20 protein-coding genes and 1 riboswitch are annotated in these 21,075 nt (G+C 42.2%); of the genes, 3 read left to right on the forward strand and 17 right to left on the reverse strand.

What is annotated here, in order from left to right:
• Positions 1-52 precede the first annotated feature (52 nt).
• Together AC1DLM_RS30415 and AC1DLM_RS30420 are read left to right on the forward strand one after the other, a co-directional pair.
• The gene (locus tag AC1DLM_RS30415; RefSeq protein WP_441990246.1) at positions 53-586 is read left to right on the forward strand and encodes a DUF2569 domain-containing protein; all 534 of its coding nucleotides are present in this window, start codon (positions 53-55) and stop codon (positions 584-586) included.
• A gap of 259 nt (positions 587-845) precedes the next feature.
• Complete coding sequence (locus AC1DLM_RS30420; protein WP_477572057.1) at positions 846-1,250, forward strand: CBS domain-containing protein; 405 nt, start codon at positions 846-848, stop codon at positions 1,248-1,250.
• A gap of 76 nt (positions 1,251-1,326) precedes the next feature.
• Here AC1DLM_RS30420 and AC1DLM_RS30425 read toward each other — a convergent pair whose 3' ends face one another.
• Both AC1DLM_RS30425 and AC1DLM_RS30430 read right to left on the reverse strand, forming a co-directional pair.
• Positions 1,327-1,830 carry a hypothetical protein gene (locus tag AC1DLM_RS30425; RefSeq protein WP_441990247.1) on the reverse strand — a complete coding sequence of 168 codons (504 nt, stop codon included), beginning with the start codon at positions 1,828-1,830 and terminating at the stop codon, positions 1,327-1,329.
• Positions 1,831-2,184: 354 nt separating this feature from the next.
• Positions 2,185-2,982, reverse strand: coding sequence for an adenylyl-sulfate kinase (locus AC1DLM_RS30430; protein WP_441990248.1), 798 nt, complete (start codon positions 2,980-2,982; stop codon positions 2,185-2,187).
• A 212-nt stretch (positions 2,983-3,194) separates the two neighbouring features.
• Here AC1DLM_RS30430 and AC1DLM_RS30435 point away from each other — a divergent pair, with 212 nt between their 5' ends.
• Positions 3,195-3,668, forward strand: coding sequence for a DUF2975 domain-containing protein (locus AC1DLM_RS30435; RefSeq protein ID WP_441990249.1), 474 nt, complete (start codon positions 3,195-3,197; stop codon positions 3,666-3,668).
• A 25-nt stretch (positions 3,669-3,693) separates the two neighbouring features.
• Here AC1DLM_RS30435 and AC1DLM_RS30440 read toward each other — a convergent pair whose 3' ends face one another.
• The 15 genes from AC1DLM_RS30440 to AC1DLM_RS30510 form a co-directional block, all read right to left on the reverse strand.
• Positions 3,694-4,932 (reverse strand): ankyrin repeat domain-containing protein, encoded by a 1,239-nt coding sequence (locus AC1DLM_RS30440; RefSeq protein WP_477572058.1) that lies wholly within the window; start codon positions 4,930-4,932, stop codon positions 3,694-3,696.
• A 203-nt stretch (positions 4,933-5,135) separates the two neighbouring features.
• Complete coding sequence (locus AC1DLM_RS30445) at positions 5,136-6,479, reverse strand: sugar phosphate nucleotidyltransferase (RefSeq protein WP_477572059.1); 1,344 nt, start codon at positions 6,477-6,479, stop codon at positions 5,136-5,138.
• Positions 6,480-6,518: 39 nt separating this feature from the next.
• Positions 6,519-7,634 (reverse strand): glycosyltransferase family 4 protein, encoded by a 1,116-nt coding sequence (locus AC1DLM_RS30450; protein ID WP_441990252.1) that lies wholly within the window; start codon positions 7,632-7,634, stop codon positions 6,519-6,521.
• A complete protein-coding gene (locus AC1DLM_RS30455; RefSeq protein WP_441990253.1) occupies positions 7,631-8,455 on the reverse strand; it encodes a DUF6492 family protein in 825 nt (274 codons plus the stop codon). Before AC1DLM_RS30455 ends, AC1DLM_RS30450 begins: the two co-directional genes overlap by 4 nt.
• A 136-nt stretch (positions 8,456-8,591) precedes the next feature.
• On the reverse strand, positions 8,592-9,683 hold the full coding sequence (locus tag AC1DLM_RS30460; RefSeq protein WP_477572060.1) for a toxic anion resistance protein: 1,092 nt from the start codon (positions 9,681-9,683) through the stop codon (positions 8,592-8,594).
• A 13-nt stretch (positions 9,684-9,696) separates the two neighbouring features.
• Positions 9,697-10,356 carry a hypothetical protein gene (locus AC1DLM_RS30465; RefSeq protein WP_477572061.1) on the reverse strand — a complete coding sequence of 220 codons (660 nt, stop codon included), beginning with the start codon at positions 10,354-10,356 and terminating at the stop codon, positions 9,697-9,699.
• Positions 10,357-10,500: 144 nt separating this feature from the next.
• A complete protein-coding gene (locus AC1DLM_RS30470) occupies positions 10,501-11,286 on the reverse strand; it encodes a carbohydrate ABC transporter permease (RefSeq protein ID WP_477572067.1) in 786 nt (261 codons plus the stop codon).
• A gap of 164 nt (positions 11,287-11,450) precedes the next feature.
• Positions 11,451-12,332, reverse strand: a complete 882-nt coding sequence (locus AC1DLM_RS30475) for a carbohydrate ABC transporter permease (RefSeq protein ID WP_477572062.1) — start codon at positions 12,330-12,332, stop codon at positions 11,451-11,453.
• 66 nt (positions 12,333-12,398) lie between these two features.
• Complete coding sequence (locus AC1DLM_RS30480; RefSeq protein ID WP_441990257.1) at positions 12,399-13,730, reverse strand: ABC transporter substrate-binding protein; 1,332 nt, start codon at positions 13,728-13,730, stop codon at positions 12,399-12,401.
• A gap of 129 nt (positions 13,731-13,859) precedes the next feature.
• Positions 13,860-15,320 carry a response regulator gene (locus AC1DLM_RS30485; RefSeq protein ID WP_441990258.1) on the reverse strand — a complete coding sequence of 487 codons (1,461 nt, stop codon included), beginning with the start codon at positions 15,318-15,320 and terminating at the stop codon, positions 13,860-13,862.
• Positions 15,298-17,088, reverse strand: a complete 1,791-nt coding sequence (locus tag AC1DLM_RS30490) for a cache domain-containing sensor histidine kinase (RefSeq protein ID WP_477572063.1) — start codon at positions 17,086-17,088, stop codon at positions 15,298-15,300. Before AC1DLM_RS30490 ends, AC1DLM_RS30485 begins: the two co-directional genes overlap by 23 nt.
• A gap of 337 nt (positions 17,089-17,425) precedes the next feature.
• Positions 17,426-18,535, reverse strand: a complete 1,110-nt coding sequence (locus AC1DLM_RS30495) for a GNAT family N-acetyltransferase (protein WP_477572064.1) — start codon at positions 18,533-18,535, stop codon at positions 17,426-17,428.
• Between the two features lie 47 nt (positions 18,536-18,582).
• Positions 18,583-18,663: riboswitch (ZMP/ZTP riboswitch) on the reverse strand.
• 70 nt (positions 18,664-18,733) lie between these two features.
• On the reverse strand, positions 18,734-19,342 hold the full coding sequence (locus AC1DLM_RS30500; RefSeq protein ID WP_441990261.1) for a LysE/ArgO family amino acid transporter: 609 nt from the start codon (positions 19,340-19,342) through the stop codon (positions 18,734-18,736).
• A gap of 61 nt (positions 19,343-19,403) precedes the next feature.
• Positions 19,404-20,309, reverse strand: coding sequence for an aminoglycoside phosphotransferase family protein (locus AC1DLM_RS30505; RefSeq protein ID WP_477572065.1), 906 nt, complete (start codon positions 20,307-20,309; stop codon positions 19,404-19,406).
• Between the two features lie 342 nt (positions 20,310-20,651).
• Positions 20,652-21,075 (reverse strand): DUF3221 domain-containing protein (locus AC1DLM_RS30510; RefSeq protein WP_477572066.1); only part of this gene is annotated, 424 nt, incomplete at its 5' end.

Genomic DNA, 21,075 nt, shown 5'->3' on the forward strand with positions numbered 1-21,075 from the left:
CATCCATGTTTTGTAAATCCTCCTAAAATTGGAGAAGAAACTAGGTGTCTTAATGGTCAATCCGGATAATGAATTAGCTTTGAAAACAGAGAATCTGATACCCTCTGGAAATGAGCCGCCACAAATCGAGCATGCTCATTTACGCGGATTTGGAGGTTGGTTATATGTTGTTTCCATAGGTTTGTTACTAACCTTAGGGGACGCATTAATCTACATAATTAATACGTTATTACCTATTTACACTGATGGACTTATCACCGAATTGTATAAAGATGATTGGAAATACGGATTAATGATCATTTATGAAACTGTTACCTATTCTTTATATGTTGTGTTCCCTATTGTCTTAGGCTATCTAGGATGGAAAAAAATGAGGCGAGTAAGAACGTTGGCCATTATTTTCTATTTAGTTAGTTTCGTATTTAATGTCATTTACTATTTTATTTCGAATTCAATCGTCGGGCTAGCGACACCTGAGTTTATGAATGAACAGGGTAGAAATATTGTAAAATCCTTGATTACTTGTTTGATTTGGATACCCTACTTTATTAATTCGAAAAGAGTTAAGTATACATTTGTAAATTGAGTTAGCGATCATCAACAAAATATGAACGACGATGCGGGGTTGTCCATCGAAGTAGAAACAACTACTTCTGGGTAGCCCCTTCCCATTTTTGCATTTTATTACCCATAATTTGACTCAAATCGAAGGACTCTAATGTTACAAAAAATCAAATATTGTCCTATTTCCATTTATTACACGAGTCAATTGTGCACTCTTTCGGTCGGATTTATGGTTTAATTAAATAGTGAAAGTAATTCGGGATGAAAAGGAGCGAAACAAAGTGGAAATTAAATCGTTTTTACTACCTAAAGACAAAGTATCTTACCTGACGACATCGGCTTCGATGAAAGAAGCGATAGAACGGCTGKAAGCCTGCCATTATACAGCGATTCCAATTATCGATGAGGAAGGGAAATATGTGGGCACTTTATCCGAAGGAGATTTATTATGGAAACTAAAGTGCACGCCCGGCCTGTCCTTCGTTAACATGGATGAAGTATCTGTAACCAACATTCGAAAACGAATTTATAACGAGTGCGTCGCCATTGATGCACATATGGAAGATATGTTAGCACTAGCTGCTGACCAGAACTTTGTTCCCGTTGTAGATAAGGATCGCGTTTTCCTAGGTATCATTCGACGTAAGGACATTATTGAATACTATACGAGAAATATTACGGATTAATCGGTGACACCAAAAAGCAGAGGATACGAGCAGGGGCTCCCCTTCCAATCCTCTGCTTTTTCTATTAGTATACGGACTAACTAGTTCTTCGCTTCCCCCACGGTTTAAACACGGATAGTTGATACATCGCGAGTAATGAGAGTAACTGAAGTCCTATGCCTATAAATAACCATAGCATGTTGGAAACGTAGGCACCTTGGTTCGCACTCTCTCCTCCAACTTCAGTTAACATGGATATTGCTTTCAATGTCCAAATGTACATACCAATGGGACCTACGATAACCGCGACAACCGTAAGCACTTCTTTGACGATGATCCAATAGTATTTCACCAAACCCCAGTGAGTCCCCAGCGATAATAGCACCCCTGTCACGATGGTCCCGATCACGGATACTCGTACTGAAGTTCCGGCTAATACGTGCATGGCTTTGTAACACGAGAGTATTAACACCGAATCACTTGTGCTCGCAACGGTAATGCTAAGTATGAGAAACGTCACACTTGTCCCTAACATGATGGCTGCGAATAAGATATGTAAGCTTAGCATCCATTTTTTCTGTTTCATAGTAAAATTTTTCATCTCGTGAGAATCTMCCTTGATATCTTCTTACCTTTAAGATAATCAATTGAAGTAAACTCCTTCTAAAGCAATTCTTAAATATTCATAAACTGGTCCTGTACATTCAACTTATCGGCGCAGTTTGCGTGACGGTTCCATTCAACCAATTTGAAGTTAATTTGTAAGGCGGAAACAACTTTACTAATACACAGAATATCCAGGAGAACACAATCTAGACATCCATATTTTGAATAAAATCCAAATAATTAAATTTCATTGCATATTTATCTATGATTAGGTATTGCATTATTCTAGTAAGACAAATAGAAGCACTGCCCGCGGCAGTGCTTCTTAGGATTTTTGGAATGGAATTGTCTACTCGCTCGTCTGTACGGCCTCCACCATTTTATTAAAGACCGCTTCCCAGTCAAGGTTTTCATTTTCAAATGTATAGGTTGGAAATGGCAGCATTTCAAGTAGCCCCAATTCGATCCGTTTACGGTTTTCCATAAACCTAATATTTTGCTCTGTGGCAAAGTTTGGTCTTGAACGGATGGAAGAAATCCAAACCTGCTGCTCCCTCACATTCGGATGAGTTAAATACATCACGATGGGATTCAAAGCAATTATCTGATCAGCGATTCCTTGAATATGCTCCTCGATCAGGTGATCAACYGCTTGATAATGACCCAATAAATCATGAATCTGATGCTGAAAAAAAACAGCTTCTAACACATATACCTCATCTGAATTAGAGGCATGCTCAGCGAAATGTGACCAATGATGCTGAATCGAAAATGTAAACTCTTCTAGCGTGGCAACAGGCGAATCCGTCCAACATAGCTCACGGGACTTCAACTCTGCATAAAGCTCAACCAACTCGCTATTTCCCTTGAATTCACGATAAGGAATCAGATAATTGATACCATTATTAATGGCCCAAGAACGGATTTCATCAGCAATGTCTGGATACCTCATCAGAAGTTCCTTATATTCCTCTTCGCGAAAGAATGCGTGCCAATTCAGACTCGTCGGATGTCCAATTGCTCCCTCATCATAGAATCGAGAGGGAATGCCTTGCTGAACGAGGTAGTCATTTAATTTTTCAGCTAATGTCGATTTGCCAGTGCCGCACAAACCTTCAACTAAGATCAATTTGCAATTCTTTCGCATGTGATTTGCTCCTAAATTCCCCCGACTTCCAATCAACTTCTATTACAAACTATAGCCTATTATTTAGAAATAGGAAATGCTTTTTATTTTTCGCAAATTAAAATGATACTTCAATAACAACAATTATGTAATAACAAACAATACATATTTATTGTAAAACGATAAGACCTATGATAAGATCATGTTGTCATTAAACAAGTGAGGTGTATAATATGAATGTTAAACGAGGTTCAACTACTTTCTTAAAGGTAATTATTTTTCTGGCTGGAATTGCAGTGCTTGCTTTATGTATCTGGTTGCCTCAGATAGCTGTTAAAGATGCAAGAGTACATCCAGATACGGCTTACTTCGTGATCCCCTTTCTAGTATGTACATACGGCTTCTGTATTGCGTTTTCTGTTGCRTTGTATCAAGCGTATAAACTATTAACCTACATCGAGAAGAACAATGCTTTCTCAGAACTATCCTTTAAATCTTTGCAGATTATAAAGAAATGTGCATTTGCAGTTATCATCCTCATTTTAATAGGAATAGTAAGCTTAAGGGTGCTTGCTAAAGTTACAGTTAGTGATGATGCAGCGGGTCCTACATCCTTATGTCTAATGGGTATTTTAGCAACGAGTATCTTCGCAGCCATTGTGGACGCAATTCAAAAACCATTAATAAATGCCCCAGATATAAAGTGAAAAAATAATTAAAGGATTGTATGACTTATTCTAAAAGCTTAACAATTTCATCCCTCATTTTTTCATCTACAATGTTCTTTGCTTTATCAAGTGGTGTAACACCATTCTTGTCTATCGCCTGTGGGTTCGCTCCTTTACTCAACAACAATCGGAGTACATCGAAGTTTCCTTCCATGGTATTTTGATTAAATTCCACGGCGTAAGAGAGAACTGTATTGCCCTTCTCGTCGGCTGCATTGACATCTGCATCGGCATTAATCAACATTTCAACCATCGTGTACACACCCTGAATAGAGTTAAGGCCATAGGGATTAACTGCCCTCATTAGAGGTGACAGTCCTGACCAATTACTTTTTACTATCTGATTGGGATCTGCACCGTGCTCGAGCAGCAACTGAACAATTTGCCGAGATTGTGGCATAGTCATACTTAGAGCTGCTAACAGCGGTGTTTCGCCATCTGAGTTAGTAGCGTTCACATCAGCTTTATGCGCTATAAGATTTTTTACAATTTGGACGCTCTCATCGATCAATCCCGAATTGGCAAAAGGATGAAGCGCCGCAAGCAGAGCCCCTCTGCCTAAATTTGGATCAGCCCCCAATGCAAGCATCTTGTTAACCAAGCCAAGCTGTTTCTTACTTGATAGCTGCATTAGCGGTGTCATTCCATTTGCACTTACATTCACCTTGGCCCCAGCATCCAAAAGACTTCCCACTAGATCAATGGATCGTTCTGCAGCATAATGCAGCGGTGTGTAACCATTGGACTCATCAACGATATTGAGATCAACTTGCTTTTGAATCAATAGTTCTACTAAATAGGCAACGTGCGGATTACCTTGAAACATATGAGCCATTTTAAAAATCTGAATAAAGACCGAGTTAAGTTCGGTTGGAGGTATCGCATCGATTTGCTTTTTAGTTTCATCCAGTTCCCCTTTCTCTGTCGTTTTCAATAATTGAAGGGCAGTCATCTCTATGCGTGATTGCAACTGCTCAGTTGGTGTGCCGTACTTTATGGATATTTGCTTATCCGCCTCATTGAACTCTACGTGAGCTCTCATACTTTCAGCTACGAAACGGATAGGTACATAAGCATGTCCATTGTAATTCAAAACGGTGTACTCACTATCCAATTGTTTAGTAACCCCATTAAAAAGAAACTCCACCTGGTACTTCATTGCTTGAATAGCATCTGAAGCATATACAGCAGTAGAAAAAGTAATACCAGCACCCAAAACCATTCCAAGCACTATTTTTTTCAATGAACATTTCTCCCTTTTACATAAAGTAGCATCCGTTTTGGATATCAAGCGATTTCCACTCTTATTAAGTTCTCCTGATTATTCCCAGATCCTTCCTGAGTTTATTAACATAAAGAGACCCACAGCAACGAGCTGAGGGTCTAAGCTTATTTTTAATATCAATAGACATTCAATCGAATTTTCCCATCCATCATTGGTATTTACTACCATATATCTGAAAATCGAGTGATATCTTCTTGTGACAGTTCCTTGCCCAACAAGACTTCCATGAATTCAAGATTAGTAACTGCCTTGATACCATGCTTAATACCAGCAGGAATTAGCAGAACATCACCTGCCATCAGTCTAACCAGTTTATCCTCAATAAGAATTTCTGCAATGCCGGAAAGAATGGTTAGGCTTTCTTGCCGATTCTCATGCTGGTGATAACTGGTCATCTTCTCATGGGCAAGCTTCACAAGTTTAAGCATACCCTCTGCTCCGTGTTCATCTTCCTTCCAATATTTCAAAATTTGATAAGAGCCCCACCTTTTCTCCACGTACATCGGAATCTGGGTGACTTGTGCTAGCCTTTCCTTAATTAAATGGGCTTTCTCCTTGTTTGCAATTAAGATTCCGTCTGAATTTGCTGCGACAACGAGATCCGATACACCAATGACTTCAATGGGATAAGGTAGTTCGTTGATAAGATGTGTATTTACGGTATCAGCTGAGATCCTACCTGGTCCAATAACGTTTTGCTCACAATGAAGGGTTAACGCCTTCCATGTGCCCACATCCTGCCATAAACCTTCATACCTTATAACCACAGCGTTTTGACTATGCTCAACGACTTCGCGATCAAAGCTTGTATTGGCAAGCTGTTCATACTTAGCCAGCCATGAATCAACTAGTGCTGGTTCCCCTTTGTCCTTTAAATAGGTCAGCATGTACCTTAATGGAAATGCGAATATGCCACAATTCCATAAAGCATGATGCTCCATTAATTGAGCGGCATCATGCTCATTCGGCTTTTCGATGAAGTGATCGATATATGCGAATTCTTCGCTCACTTTGGKGAGAACTGGAACAATATAACCGAATTGATCAGAAGGCATCGTCGGGTTGGTTCCAAGTAGAGCTAGATCAGCTTTAGATTCTGAAATAACCTCAGGAAAGCGATGAAGTAACTGGAAAAATGCGGAGTCTGCATAAGTGTCCACTGGGAGAATACAGATCGTTTCATCCAAATCAACTAGCATTCTCTCATGCAAATAAGTGACAGCTAAAGCTATTGCTGCATATGTCCCCCTTTTAAATGGTTCACTTAGGATAGGAATGTGTTCGCCAACATACGTACGAGTTATCTCTACCTGACTGTGATGCGTAACGATACATGTGGACGGCAGTAAGCCTACCTCATCTAATTGTCTGCATATTCGTTCAATCATCGATTCTCTAGCCCCATTTGTGGATTTCAAAAGCTTAAGAAACACCTTAGAGCGAATCTCGTTGGATAAAGGCCATAGCCTTTTTCCTGATCCACCGCACAGTAGTACAATACGCAAGCCAATTCCTCCTTTCCTGGGGGACATCAATCTTCATCCTTATTTCTTGGATTGAATGACCTTTTCAACCACATGCTTCATCAGCCTCCCTGCACGTGACCAAGTCAAATGAAGGACATCCAATCGTCCCTGACTTCCCTTACGCTTACATAATTCGGGATTCTCGTAGGCTTTCCTCATATTCATTCGTAAACTTTGATGATCAGGTTCAGCCCACAGCTGCCCCTTCTCAGCAAACAGGTATCTAAATGAGCGCGATATGGCATGTGAACTATTCATGCTAATGGACGGATTCTTCAGTTGATAGGGAATGAGAAACGAGTTATTGTTCGTTAGGAAATCCATTTGCCCCCCCCAAGCAGTCGTGATGACTGGGATGCCACTGGCTAGTGCTTCTAGAAATGGGAGTCCTACCCCCTCACCTCGCGAAGGAAGGACGAAGGCATCTCCAAGTGTATATAGTCCTTTTAGCTGCTGTTCGCTTAATCGTCTGCCTATTATGACAACGGGCGCTGTATTTTTTTTTATGCCCAACCTCTTTTTGTACTGCCATATTTGTCGCTGAATCCATTTTTCATTCTCATAGGGCTCATAGCCGTTCGTTTTGATCACAAGAATTACGTTATCTTCGGGGGAAAACTCTTCCCAGTACGCACGCAGCAAACCTTCGGGGTTTTTACGATGTTGAAAGCCAAATACAGACACGAAAGTGAACCTGCCTGCAGCACGCGGCAATACAAACTTCGGATTGCTTGGTTTAAATACCTTCGTATCTACACCATGCGGAACAATGTAAATCGGGACTGTAACCCCGCTGTTCTGAAGTGCACGCTTATTATGTTGCGTAGGAACACAGACTGCATCAAATTTGTTCATATGAGAAAGCCATTTGTTTGGCGTTTTGCTGGTTTCCCAAACGGTATTTAAAATGATGGGATCATATAGACTTCGTTCATGACCCCAATGAATATGGTTCGGAACACCGTGATAGATAAGCACTCTCTTGCCTTTGGAAGGTTTTTTACCAACGCTTAAATGACCAAACCTAACATCAACGCCTTTCCGTTTCAAGGAAGCAGCGTAGGTTCTACTTGCATGACCAAGACCACTAGCTTTGCCTACAGGTCCCTTCCAGATAACAACATAGGGCTTCATCTCGCCACTAACCTAACCGTTTTAACATATCCCTTGCGTTTATGCAGAGAAATAGATCTATATCTTTTAGCCAAGGAAGACATCCTAGATTGTGTAATTTGGGCATTGTTCAAATGTAAGCTTTTATTCATTGCAGGCTTCAAAATCATCTTATGCGCAGACGATGAATAAAGAAAATTACCATATGTTTCGAACTCCGAAAAGGCAAACTGCTTGGATCTGTTCATACTTTTCATAATGGCGGAATACCAGGATCTCTTATGTTTGGACTCAATGGTTTGTTTCAGATGCTTAACTTTAGATTTCTCGAACAACATGTAATGGGTAACGAAAGACAATCGAGCCGATCGATTTCTGCCCATCAATTTTCTATACGTATTAAAATATTCGCCCTGACTCCAGTTCCGGCAATAAAATACCGTCTTGTTGCCAATCTTGAAAACATGGGGTCGTATGAGCACGGTATCTGCATCAATGACCATATAATAGTTGGATGTGCACAAAGTATCTCCGTTCAATTTAAGTAACTGTTGATACAGCCATCCCGTCCGATCCCACGTTTTCGATTGGTAATGGATATCCTTTTTCGTGATAGGGAGAACGGTATCTTCGTGAACGAATCGGCACCCTTTTCTCTCACATAGATCGAGTATCCGTTGTTTCCACGGAGCTACAATGATAATTTCACCAATCGGATGCTTGACATATTTTCTTACCGCGTCAATGACCAGGGGGAGCGTCCCCAAATCTTTCTCAATCGCTGGGATTAGCACATCAATTTGAGGAGTCTTGCTATTCCCCTCTTTAATTTGCATGAACATTTAATCATCTCCATTTTTCGAACATATGAAATATCATATGTCAGGAGAATGAAATGGCATGGGTTAAGTGGCATGAGGCAAGCACAAAAAAGCTGCCAAGGATTACATCCCTGACAGCCAATTCTATTTCTATGATTTATTCCAAAAGTCCACTTAATTCGGACGCTTTGATTTCTGCATTCGTTTTATTCCCAGGCGTTAAGCCAAGTCTTTGCGTCATTTGCTGGCTGATGTTACCAAGCCGTTGCGTGTGCTCCGTAGCCGATTGAATGATTGTCCGATTGGACTGTTCAAATAAATCCAAAGCGGCGAAAAGGTCTGTCATGCCTCGCTCGATCGAATCCATTTGCAAGCCTGGTTTCCCCAGCAGCTCATTCGTTCGTTGCGTTGTTTCTTTCAACAGCCGCGAATTTTCCTCAAACATTTTATTCAATGTCGAGTTCGCGGAATTGACCGCATCAATCGTTTGAACTTGATCTTCAATGGCCATCGAGATCATCGCAGAGACTGTCAACAGGTTCTGTGTTTTATCAATCGTCRCATCAACGGCATCAATCAGCTTATCGTTGTTGTCGTTAATGATATCTGTTCCTGCAATCGCTTGTTGATACAGAATGACCATCTCTTGAAAGGACTGAATCCGGGTCACGACCTTACGAAGTCCTCTCTCCAAATGTGTTTTACGATGCTCATTCTCGGGCTTGGCTATTTCAACTTCGAAAAGCTGCTTTAAATTCTCGCCCATCGCAATTCGCATTTGCAAATTATAGACAGACTCAATTGAATTTTTCTTCAACGTCTTCATATACGCCATGTTCTCTTCTAGCGTTTCCTTCCCGTTACGAAGGGATTGTACAATGGCATTTACATTTGTTTTCACGGACTGATATTTATAAATATAGTTCTTAAGCGGTGTCTTCTTCATCATCTTCTCAAAAAAGCCAAGCTGCTTGCTCTTGCTCAACGAATCAATTTCGCCGCGCAGTTTCAGAATGTTGTTTTGGACCTCTGAGCGTTTACCCGACATCAATTCATTCACTGGGCGCTCTAGCATCGCTAGAGATTGTCCAGCCTGTTCCATCGTTTTAGATCCCATACGTCCAATCGAATCCATTAGCGTTTCTAATTCCATCGTATCGGTCGCCGAAACCTTCTCGAGTAACTGTTTGGCTTCTTGCTCTACTTTCTGCAAATCGGTCGATTTTAACTGCACCAATTGGGTTGTCATGTTCCATGCCTCCTTAGTCTGTTGAACGATAGCGCTGTTGGATTAATTCCATGCGTGTCTGCAATTCAATTAAGTCTTTTTGTTCGATCGTTTCTACATAGTCAGTGAGCTTAGAATTAATATCCTTGATTCCTGTAAGAAGAAGTCGACGATTCAATCGTTTGGCTTCCCCGCCTAACTTCAGAAAGGGATTAATCGCACCATTTAAATCCTTAAAGATCAGTCTTTGTATGTTATGATTCATATTTGCATCATTTAACTCTTTTAATTGCGGAATCAACCGACCTACCCGAGAGAGTAAGCTAAGTGTCTTTTCGACAATTTCATCATCTACGGTATTCTTCTGCCCCTCCGAGATCATCGTCTCTTCAATCACATGGATATACTCGGCAATCGGTCCCCAGAAAGGATCACTTTCAGCTTGGATTTCAGTATCGCTAGTAGCATTGGGAATCGGCGCAGTCGTTGTATTCGCAGCATGTTMGCTTATAGGTACGTTAGTCGTTGTTCCCTTAATAGCTTTAGAAGAACGTTGGAGCACAAGAATAGTTCCAAATGTTACCGCTGCTGGTACTAGTAAATTAATGGCTTCCGGTAAGAAACTAGTTGTTATGAGACTGACGACATATCCTGCAAGAGAGATGCCTGCTGCGACTTTGAATTGCTTTTGCATGAATCTTCACACCCCTGTCCCATCGTGTTACCCACTAAAATCATATCTCCCCTAGCGATTGATGTCAATTTAAAGCAGGCAAAAAGCCAGATAAACGCAACATGCGTCCACTGGCTTTATCGGTTTTGATGTACTTATAGCTGATTAACCTTTCACAGCTGTATTGGAAATCCCTTGAATGATGAACTTCTGCCCCAGCATGAAAACGAGAATCATCGGTAGAATGGCTGCACTCGCCGCAGCCATCATGCCATTGTAATCGACATTAAATTCCATAATGAAATTCTGCAAACCCAATGGAATGGTATATAACTTACGATCTGTCAGAAACACGAGAGCGTTCTCATAATCGTTCCAATGCMAAGAGAAATCGATGATTGCTAACGTAGCCATTGCCGGTTTAGCTAAAGGAAGCATCAGTTGAAGAAATATGCGATAATGACCGGCTCCATCCATGAAGGCCGATTCTGAGATTTCGGATGGAATCCGAATGAAAAACTGTCTCATTAAAAATACACCGAAAATAGAAATCATGCCAGGCAGAATAAGTGCCCAAAGCGTATTATAGATACCCACCCATTCAAACATAATGAATTTCGGGACGAACAAAACCTGAGGTGGAATCATCATCATCGATAAGTAGATGAGAAACAATGTATCTCTGCCTTTGAACGTAATTCTGGCGAAGCTGTAGGCAGCCAATGACGAGAGTAATGTCGCGCCAATTGTACAGACTACCGCTACCTTAATGGAGTTCATATAGTAAGTTGCAAAGCCCATGCTGCCTGTCCAAACTCGGATATGATGCTCCATATTAAAATGGGAAGGAATCCAGCGGATGGGGTATTCAAATACTTCAGCCGGCGATTTAAAAGACGTACTGATCATCCAAATGAATGGCATAATCATAGCCAGACCAAGGATAAACATGATCAGTGTCGTTCCTACTTTGATTAGGGTTGKGAGCGGAAACCGCCTCTTGGTTCGAGCTTTTGCACTTGCCCTAATGTCTGATTGCACAGTAGCCATAGAGGTTACCTCCTACTCAATTATTCGCCGATGAATCGGCTATCTTTAACATGATGTCTACTATTTTAATAATGAACCCATTTCTTTTGCCCAAACCATTGAACGAATGTAATCGCCGCAATAATTAAGAACAAAACCCAAGATATCGTAGATGCGTAGCCCATTTCATAATAGCCGAACGCATTTTTGTAGACGAATAGAGATAAAATTGTCGTACTATTCCCAGGACCACCCTGTGTAATGGCTTGGATCAATCCAAACGATTTGATGGTCATAATTAAACCAGTAATGAGTAGTAAGAACGTCGTCGGGCTGACGATTGGGAAAATGATGGACTTGATTTTTACCCAACCGCTAGCACCATCTACTTTAGCAGCTTCAAGCAGCTCCGGAGATATTTCCTGTAAGGCTGCCAAATAAATAATCATATTATAACCGAGCATGAACCAGATCCAGATGATATCAATAGCCATCATGGACGTTTCCGTTGTAGAAAGCCAACCCGGTGGATTCGACATGCCTATTGCTTTTAACAGTTGATTGATCGGTCCTTCTGAAGGTTGAAACAATAGCATCCATACGAAAGCAACAGCCACACCACTTGTAATGTACGGTAGGAAATACATGGCTCGAAGCAATCCTTTGGCATACACATGCTTGTTCAAGACGAGTGCTACAAGAAACGCAAGCATGATGGAAATGGGTACTGACAGGAGATACCACCCGGTATTTCGGAGTGAAACATAGAAAAGATCGTCATGGAGTAGACGTTTGAAGTTATCAATGCCCACGAAGTGATAAYTGGGATTGGCGAATTGATAATTAGTGAAAATGAGGCCGAAAGAGAAAATCGCCGGTACAATAAAAAAGAGGAGAACACCCAGCATGTTTGGTGCAATAAATAAATAGCCGGTTAAACTTTGTCTGGCCATCCAGTTTTTCTTCACATCCGATAACCTCCCTTAGTATGCATACAGGGGAACCAGCCGAAGCCACTCCCCCTGCTTTTCTACTTATTTGGTTGTTTTCATAAATTCATTATGCCGTTTGACCATAGCCGCCAGCGTTGTTGCAGTATCTTGCTTGCCTAAGAAAAACTTCTCATATTCCTCTCTGCGGAGGTCCATGACTTGTTGAGGCTGGTTACGTGTAAACGTTGGCGTCTTGTTCTCGAACAGTACATATTTCAAAGAAGGAATATCATACGTACTCTCATTTTCACCTAAAAGTAACTTCAAAGCATCCTCAACATTCGCATCCTTGGAAGATGGAATTCGTCCGCCGGAAGCAAGTGGCAGTAATCCTCCGTCTGCATACCATTTCAGGAACTTCCATGCTGCATCTTTATTAGCCGTCTTCGCATTGATCGAAACGAAATCACCTAAACCACCACGACCAATGCCATTTTGCTCATTACTATCTAGTCTCGGAACAGGCGCGAATGCAATTTTGAACGTCCTTGGATTATCTTTCAAGTTATTTGAATTCCGGAAAATCCAGGATCCTGCGTTCAGCATGGCGCTCTCACCTTTCAGAAACATCGTTTCTACAGGCATCTTGGTTGTCAACTGTTCGCCAAGCATTGGCGTACTCTTGTCCTTCATCATGGTATTCAAAGTATCTAACCAAGTACCCATTAATGGATTATCCAGATTCGAACTGCCATCTTTCTTCGTGTACCCATCGTGAGTCAATGCGGAATCCAAGGAATCTGGGAATGACTCTAAATGCTGGACTAGTCCAAAGCGCTTATCGGCTTTCAATTTCGTAGCATAATCCTGCATATCCTTCCATGTCCAGGACGTTGGTACTTTAAGTCCCGCCTGATCAAGCATCTCTTTGTTAAACCACACGAAGAACGTACTCTTAACGGTTGGAATACCGTAATATTTACCATTAACTTGCCAATCCTTCGACGTCGAGCCCATCTTCTGTTCAATGTTATAATCGGTATAGCTGCTCATATCCAACGCTACACCAGCATCCACACGCTTCTTCAAGGCTGTGCCTGAATAGTTCACGAATAAATCAACACTTTGACCCGTGAGCAATGCCGTATCTAACTTCAGATTTCCTGCGTCGTCATTCACATAGCGTTCATACTCCACTTGAATGTCTGGGTTTTTCGCATTCCAATTGTCAACCACCGCTTGAGGACCTGATTCTGGCGGAACGCCGCCCCACATTTTCAGCTTTATGACCTTGCCAGTGGCTGCTGCTGTAGTACTAGGGCTAGTAGTACTGGCGCTGCTGGAGGCTGAGTCACCTGATGTATTCCCGCATGCTGTAAGACCTAAAGTAAGAGCTAGTGCACCGAGCATCATTGTGTTCTTTCTCTTTGTCATTTTGGTTTGACCTCCTGCAATTGATTACTTACAGTACTTACTTTATCACCCATTACGAATGCGAATAAGAAACAGAATCCATGATTTCATAGAACAAAAGTCACATTGTCGAAAAATCACGAAAAGTGTTTATGTTCGGTTTCTGAAGCTTGCAGGTGTCCCGCCAGTGAATCGTTTAAAAATTTTAATGAAATAATTATCATTCGCGAACCCAACTCGTTCACCAATTTCACTAATCGTTCGATCCGTTTCGCGCAGCAATCTTTGGGCATGTTCGATTCGAATCTGATGCAAATATTGAATAATACTTACGCCCAGTTTCTTCTTAAATAAACCGCTAACATATTTATCATCCATGCAAACTAGCTTTGCCAAGGTGTCTAATGTAATTTCCTCTACATAGTGTTCATGCAAATAGGAAATGATCTTGTTGATCTCAGGATGATCAGAAATAGGAATGCGAGATGCGCTCAAGTGTTTGAAATGTGATTCCAGACGAGCCAAGAAAACAGATTTAAGACGATGATGGTCGGATGCGAGCAACTCCTCTTCATCAACCGTGCTGAGTTGAGATATTCTCGCACACAAATGGACAATTCTCGCGGCTGCTTGCTTCACTTGCTGCTGCGGAGCATGCTGAACTTCGAATTTCCCCCACAGCTCATTCACTGCTCCAACAACGGCATCCCATCTTAGCTGCTCCAAGTTATGCCAGATTTTATGCTCCAACCCCCACGTATCCGCAGTTTCACGCAGAGGTGTGCCTGCAGAAGTGCATAGTTTCGCACTGCATGTGGGATTGTACCACTCCATATTCAATGCAATTAGAACGCTTTTCCACGTTTCTAGGAGGTGTGCAGTTGGGATTAATTCCGTATAGATTAGGCTAACTGGCAAAGCTTGCTCTGAAGGCATGTAGAACTGCGAATTTGTCGGTAACCACATAAATAGGTAGCTAACCCCGTCTATGGTCAGCAAATGCCAGACGGCTGCAGAGGCCACATCGTTTTCTATTAAATGAAGTGCGAAGAAATCTACTCGTGTGTATGTAGGTCGTCCGTGTTGCACCGCGATGATGCTCAAATCGCGTCCTTGAACACCAGGGATCTCAATCTCGCTTTCCTTGCCTTCCGGGGATTGGGCTCCCCCCACCATTAACTTCCACAATTTACGATACACCGTTTCAGCTTCTCGTATTTCGGCACTTCTACGGTCGATTAGCTCTTTTTCAACCTTACTCATCGTCTCTGCTAATGTCTCATGATCCATATAGAGCTTGAGCATATAACTAGTCGCGCCGAACTCCAGCGCTTGCTGAACGTTTTCGAAATCACTCATAACCGTCAGCATGACGAAACGGCTTGTGAAGCCTTCCCTCCGCGCTTGTTTCAACAAGTCCACGCCATTCATCAGCGGCATGACAATATCTGTGATGACAACGTCCGGTTGGCATTCCCGGATTTTATCCATCGCCTCCAAGCCGTTACCTGCTTCCCCAATGATGGTGAAGCCCATTTCCTTCCAACGCATCGTTTCTTTCACTTTCCGTCGAACGAAAACTTCATCCTCAACGAGTAGAACGGTCCACATGGGGATCACTTCCTTTCTGGTAAKGTGTGGACATGAGGAGCGGAAGCTGGATACGAACCATGCAACCGTGTGATACTGGAACGAACTCAAGACTCGCTTCTTTCTTGAAAAGGAGAGCTAAACGCTCTCTCAAGTTTTGTAAAGCGATKCCGTTATGGTCCTTTTTGGACAACCMTTCGCTATATTCGAGACCGACACCATTATCGACCACCTCAAGGGTAAGTTTAGAGTCTTTCGTGAATACATGGATCGAGATGTGACCTTTCTCTTGGATCTGCGAAATTCCGTGATAAATCGCATTTTCCACGATTGGTTGAAGGCTAAGTTTCGGAACGAGTGCGTATTTCAAGTCATCGGCATACACATAGTCAACTTGAAATTGTTGATCATAYCGGAATTGTTGGATATAGACATATCCTCGGACAAGCTCTAGCTCTTGTTCCAAATGGATAAGATCTACATCGAGCTTCAGTCCAGCCTCTGTCAATCTGCCAAACGACACRCAAATTTTCGGAATTGCGTTGTCCCCTTTTTCCAATGCCAACCAGCGTATTGTGTTCAATGTATTCAACAAGAAATGAGGATTCATCTGTGAAAGCAGCATTTGGAATCGACTGGCTTCCTTCTGCCGTTCCTCAACCTTTAAGCGTTGTACGAGTCCGTTCATATCAGCAATCATTTGATTAAATGCTTGTACAATGGGTTGGATGTCCCCGCCGTATCTTTGATCAGGGAGTCTTACTTTCAGATCTTTCCGTACGACATCGAGCATTTTAGCTTGAATGAGTCGAAGTGGACGCGTAACCGCGGAAGCGATAAGAAACGTGATGATCATAAAAGCGATTGTGAAAATAATAAGCGTGCCCATATAGGCATTCTGAATCGATCGAAGCTCAGCAAAGAGTACATGGGATGGCACTGTTTTGATTAAATAAGCATGGAAAGAGGGTACAACTGTATAGTTGATAAACGTACTCCCTTGTATGAAAAAGCCGTTACTGGAACCGTCCKTAAGCAACCGATCGATGATCGGTGACTCCAATGCCATGGCTGACTTGTCAGCACCAGAATGTACGATCTCGTTTCCTCTTTGATCAATCAAATAATACTGCTCGGAAGTTGGACTTCCGTTCGTAGCTGATTTAAACCAACTTTCGTAGTCCACCGCGATGTGGATGATTGCTCGAATGGTGCCATCTGCATCCCTTGTAGGAGTAGAAATAGCTACGAGCTGCGGGCTTTTGTTAACATCAAATAGCACTTCATTGCTTTCCAACTGCCATTGATAYGGTGCAGAAGCTGATAAAGCACTTGTAAACCAAGGTTTTGCCCGAATCACTTCATAATCTAAGCGCTGCGCTGGCGGGAATGAAGTATACACGTTACCGAGTAAATCAACAATCGTATAGAAAACGGGTGGACTAGAGATGAAAAGACTATTCGTCACCGAACGAAAACGTTCTTCAATTTTACGCTGATTCACGATTTGATCGACCGCTTCTGGCTGCTTTAACACGGAAATGACGGATGAATCTTGCTCAAACATCGTAATCGTCTTAAACGTTGTGGCGAGCAGACTTTCAAGTGACTCATTCATTTTGTTCATTTGTACGAGGCTTTGTTCACTCGTTTTTTGTTGTAGATTGAGCTTCACTTTTTGGAAATTATAAATATCCAAGACGGAGAATGGCAGAAGAATAAGTACGATGAAAGCCAGAAATAGGCGATTTTTTAATGTTAAAGATGAAAACCAGTTTAGTAACGTCACGTGAATATCCCTCGCTTCGCTGTTCAGTATCAAATATTTTCTTAGTCTACCATACAGGGATCTGGAAAGAGAACAACCCAGAGGACGCCGCAAGATACACTCACTCTTGGCTCCTACAGTTCCCTAAATTGGCAATGGTTACGCCTGCGACAACTAGCCCTACCATTCTAAGAACTTTCCCTCAACCATTCAAGGAACAAAATCCGCTATTTCATAGAACGATTTACTGATTTATCAGATCAAAGATCGATTTTCTCACGTGCAGAAAGCAAAAGCTGCCCTCAAAGTAGATAATTCTACTTGTAGGACAGCTTTATTAGATATGCGATTACACTACTTATTCAATTTCACGTTCATATAAATTAGCGCTCCAACCGCGGCCATCATATCTACCACGATGAATGAAATCAAGGCTGCGATAATAGTCATTCAGTGTTGGATTATCTGCCATACAGTCTAAACGCAGCCAGCCTTTGCCTTTGTTCTTTATATAATCTGCTGACCAAGCTAGAAACCTGCTGCCGAAACCCTCTCCTTTATATTTTCGGGACACGACTAAACGGTGTACGTAACCAGCATCATCATGGAACAAGTCTCCCCAAATCTCTTCGAAATGCCATTGGATGGAAAAACAACCAATCAACTCACCGTTCTGACACGCGACAAATACTTCTTGATCATTTATAAAAGTTGTTAAATAGGCATTGTTAAAAGAATCCTCTCTCCACTGTGTGAATCCCTTCGACAATTGAATCCACTGAGCTGCTTCAACAAACAACTTCTGAATTGCATCTAAATCTTCTATTTGTGCTTTCCTTATCATAAATAAATCCTTTTGCTGCAGCGCTGCGGTAAACTCGTCTTTGCGCCAATGGTACTCAATCTTTGAAGCAGTAGCGAGGGCTCTCTCTTCACCAAATAGTCTAGCAACGACATAAAGAGCAGCATCGAATCCCGCGGTAACCCCAGCGGACATTACAATTTTCCCGTTATCAATGTACCTTACATCTTCGACAATCGTAGCACTAGGTGGTGCAATTTCGCGCAATAATTCAAATGCATTTCGATTGGTCGTCACTCGTAATCCATCCAGCAAGTTTGCTTTCGCCAACAAGAGCGCACCTGTGCAAACAGATAAGACGATTTCCGCGCTAGCAGCAGTATGGCTAATCCATGATGTAATCATTGCGTTGTTCATTTCAGTTCGCGATCCTAAACCACCTGGGACAATCAAAATGTCAGGCAATGGGCAATTGTCTAAGCTGTATTTGGGAAGAATCGTGAGACCACTGACTGTTGTCACAGGTTTTTGCTCTTCGCCCACCGTGTAGACMTTGAAATCCTTGCCCCAATTACTCGATACCCCAAACACATCGAACGGACCGGCAATATCCAATAGATCTACCTTTTCATAAATGAGGACTGCCACATTTCTAGCTCGTTCCATTCCATTCTCCTCCTTGAAATAAAAAAAGTATTTGATCGATTGATCAAATACTTTGCCCAGGCGAACGGCTGTTATGGAATATGTGCTCCCCCGTAGTGATCTACGTTTCGCCAGTTACACATACCAAATATTCCCTTAATTATATTCGGTCATAACTGTGAAAATCAAGAAAAATTTCTTCGACCATGCCATATTTGGTTAGATTAATTGTGTAATTAAATAAACGGAAGTCACCCACATGATTATCGCTGATACTTTATTGAGATACGTCATAAATGTGTTCGATTTATCTAATTTCCCAACCTGTCTCCCCACGACAGCAAGAGCAAAAAACCAAATCCATGACACAAGTATACAAGCAATTGCAAATACCAGTTTTTCTTTTCCAACATAGTGGATAGAACTTGTCCCAATGACGCCGATCGTATCCAGAATGGCATGAGGATTTAGGAGTGAAACCGATGCAGCAAACGCGATCTGCTTCTTAGGTGATAAAGCTTTTTCATCGGATGACGTGTTGGCAGGTTTACTTTTCCAAGTCACAATCCCCATATAGATCAGGAAAAGTATGCCTAGTACGAAAAGCACGAACTTGATAGCAGGTATCGTGACAATAACGACGGATATACCTAAAATAGCCAAAGTAATCAGTGCAGTATCGCAAAGTGCTGCTGTGAGAACGACCGGTAATGCCCTAACTAAACGTGGTTGTGTCACACCTTGATTAAAAACAAATACATTTTGAACACCTAACGGTAAAATCAGACCTGCTGATAAAAGAATTCCTTGGAAGATGGCAGTAAGCATGATGTATTTTCTCCTATCTACAAATCATCGTAAACATATATTCAAAGGGAACGTAGATGCGCTATTCGCATCGCGTCAAATGCTCACAAAGCACCTCATCAATCGCACGTCGGGATATAGCGGCTAATCCTGGGTTCTTATCTATGTAGTAAGCGTAAGCAATTAACCCGAATGAAAGCGCCCAGCCGCGTCCTCGCGACCATGTTGCTTCATCGACTGTTAGCAAAGAGCGGAATTCCTCTCTGCTTTCAGTCGTGAGAAATGTCCATGCAACCATGAGGTCGCAGGCAGGATCGCCTACACCCAATGTACCGAAATCGATCACGGCACTTAATCGTCCCTGTTCTATAAGAAGATTTCCCGGATGTAAATCTCCATGGATCCAAACGCCCTGTCCCTGCCATACGGGAGCTTGAAGTGTCAAGTCCCATACAGCCTCTGCCACGGCAGGGTCGATGATTGTGTTCAAGCTTGCGATTGCATCTCGAACTGCCGCATCACGCATCGCCAGAGGCTCACCCMTGCCAGAATTGTGAGAACCTGAGGCTGGCCCACCAGTAGGATCGATTGACTGCATAGCATTAACGAAATGCGCAAGAACTGTTGCTGCTTGGTTATAGCTGTCTACTTGTCCAACTGTCGCATTCTCGCCATCGAGCCAACTATACACAGACCAGTACCATGGGTAGTCTTCGGTGGGAACGCMTTTTGCTAAAGGTACTGGAATGGATATCGGGATCATCGGGGCTAGCTTCGGCAGCCAACGCTGCTCTTTTTCCACTTGTCCAATGGCCCAATCTGCTCGAGGTAATCGAACAGCCATATCATCACCAAGCCGATAGATCGCATTGTCTGTTCCTGCTGAATCCACAGGTCGGAGAGGCAGCTCTGCCCATTGTGGAAATTGTGAAGAGATCAGTTGTTGCACGAGTGTTAAGTCAATAGCAATCTCTTTCGATTGGCTCATTCGAACACGTCCTTTGGAGTAATTCAAGATCATCACATTAACCACAATAGCGACAGCGACAGCTCCAGCAACCCAAGCCCCAGCAACAGCCTAGGCACTCTGCTTAATGTAAATAGATGGAAAATATGCAGCTAATATTATGCTATTTTTCACCTTATTTGAAATAACTGTAAAAAGTACAGCTATTTTCATACATAACCACCGAAATCAACTGAATCGAGAGAATTAGAAGTACTTTTTCCATCTAAATTCTAAATTTCGCCCTAAACTGACAAAATAGCTGGAGTTTTTCCAGTTAATCAATAATTTCTCTCTGTCCACCTCGACTAAATGCCCTTGAAACTAACTATCCACGGCGACCTTTGTCACAAATTTCTCACTACCGAAATCATATCCAGCAAACCAAATTTTCACCAGCTTACCAACCGTTATATCGGAGAATTGTGCTGGGCCGCTTTCCTTTCTTAGTTGTGCGAATGGAAGTAGTTTATATTTCACACCATCAATTTCAATGATACGCTCCACGTTAACGCCTTCRCCAGTTGTAACTACTCCAGTAACCTTACCACTAGCATCACCGGCGCCATTGCCATGTGCGATGATCTCGAGGCGAAGTCCCATTGTTTGACCAGGGTAGCTCGTCAACATCATGCCTTCCGCCCACACTTTAACGGTATCTCCAATCTGAACTTCATTCGATTGCAGCTTCTTCCCTTCAAACTCAATTCGTGCATCGTCTGACATGGTATACCACGCAGCATCAGGC

This window comes from Paenibacillus sp. 01T442, assembly GCF_056398345.1.

Coding starts and splice junctions, on each gene's coding strand:
- AC1DLM_RS30485 (WP_441990258.1), bottom strand. CDS start 15,320: ATGTGGACCGTTCTACTCGTTGAGGATGAAGTTTTCGTTCGACGGAAA.
- AC1DLM_RS30455 (WP_441990253.1), bottom strand. CDS start 8,455: ATGTTCATGCAAATTAAAGAGGGGAATAGCAAGACTCCTCAAATTGAT.
- AC1DLM_RS30500 (WP_441990261.1), bottom strand. CDS start 19,342: ATGCTTACTGCCATCTTCCAAGGAATTCTTTTATCAGCAGGTCTGATT.
- AC1DLM_RS30480 (WP_441990257.1), bottom strand. CDS start 13,730: ATGACAAAGAGAAAGAACACAATGATGCTCGGTGCACTAGCTCTTACT.
- AC1DLM_RS30415 (WP_441990246.1), top strand. CDS start 53: ATGGTCAATCCGGATAATGAATTAGCTTTGAAAACAGAGAATCTGATA.
- AC1DLM_RS30450 (WP_441990252.1), bottom strand. CDS start 7,634: ATGAAGCCCTATGTTGTTATCTGGAAGGGACCTGTAGGCAAAGCTAGT.
- AC1DLM_RS30425 (WP_441990247.1), bottom strand. CDS start 1,830: ATGAAAAATTTTACTATGAAACAGAAAAAATGGATGCTAAGCTTACAT.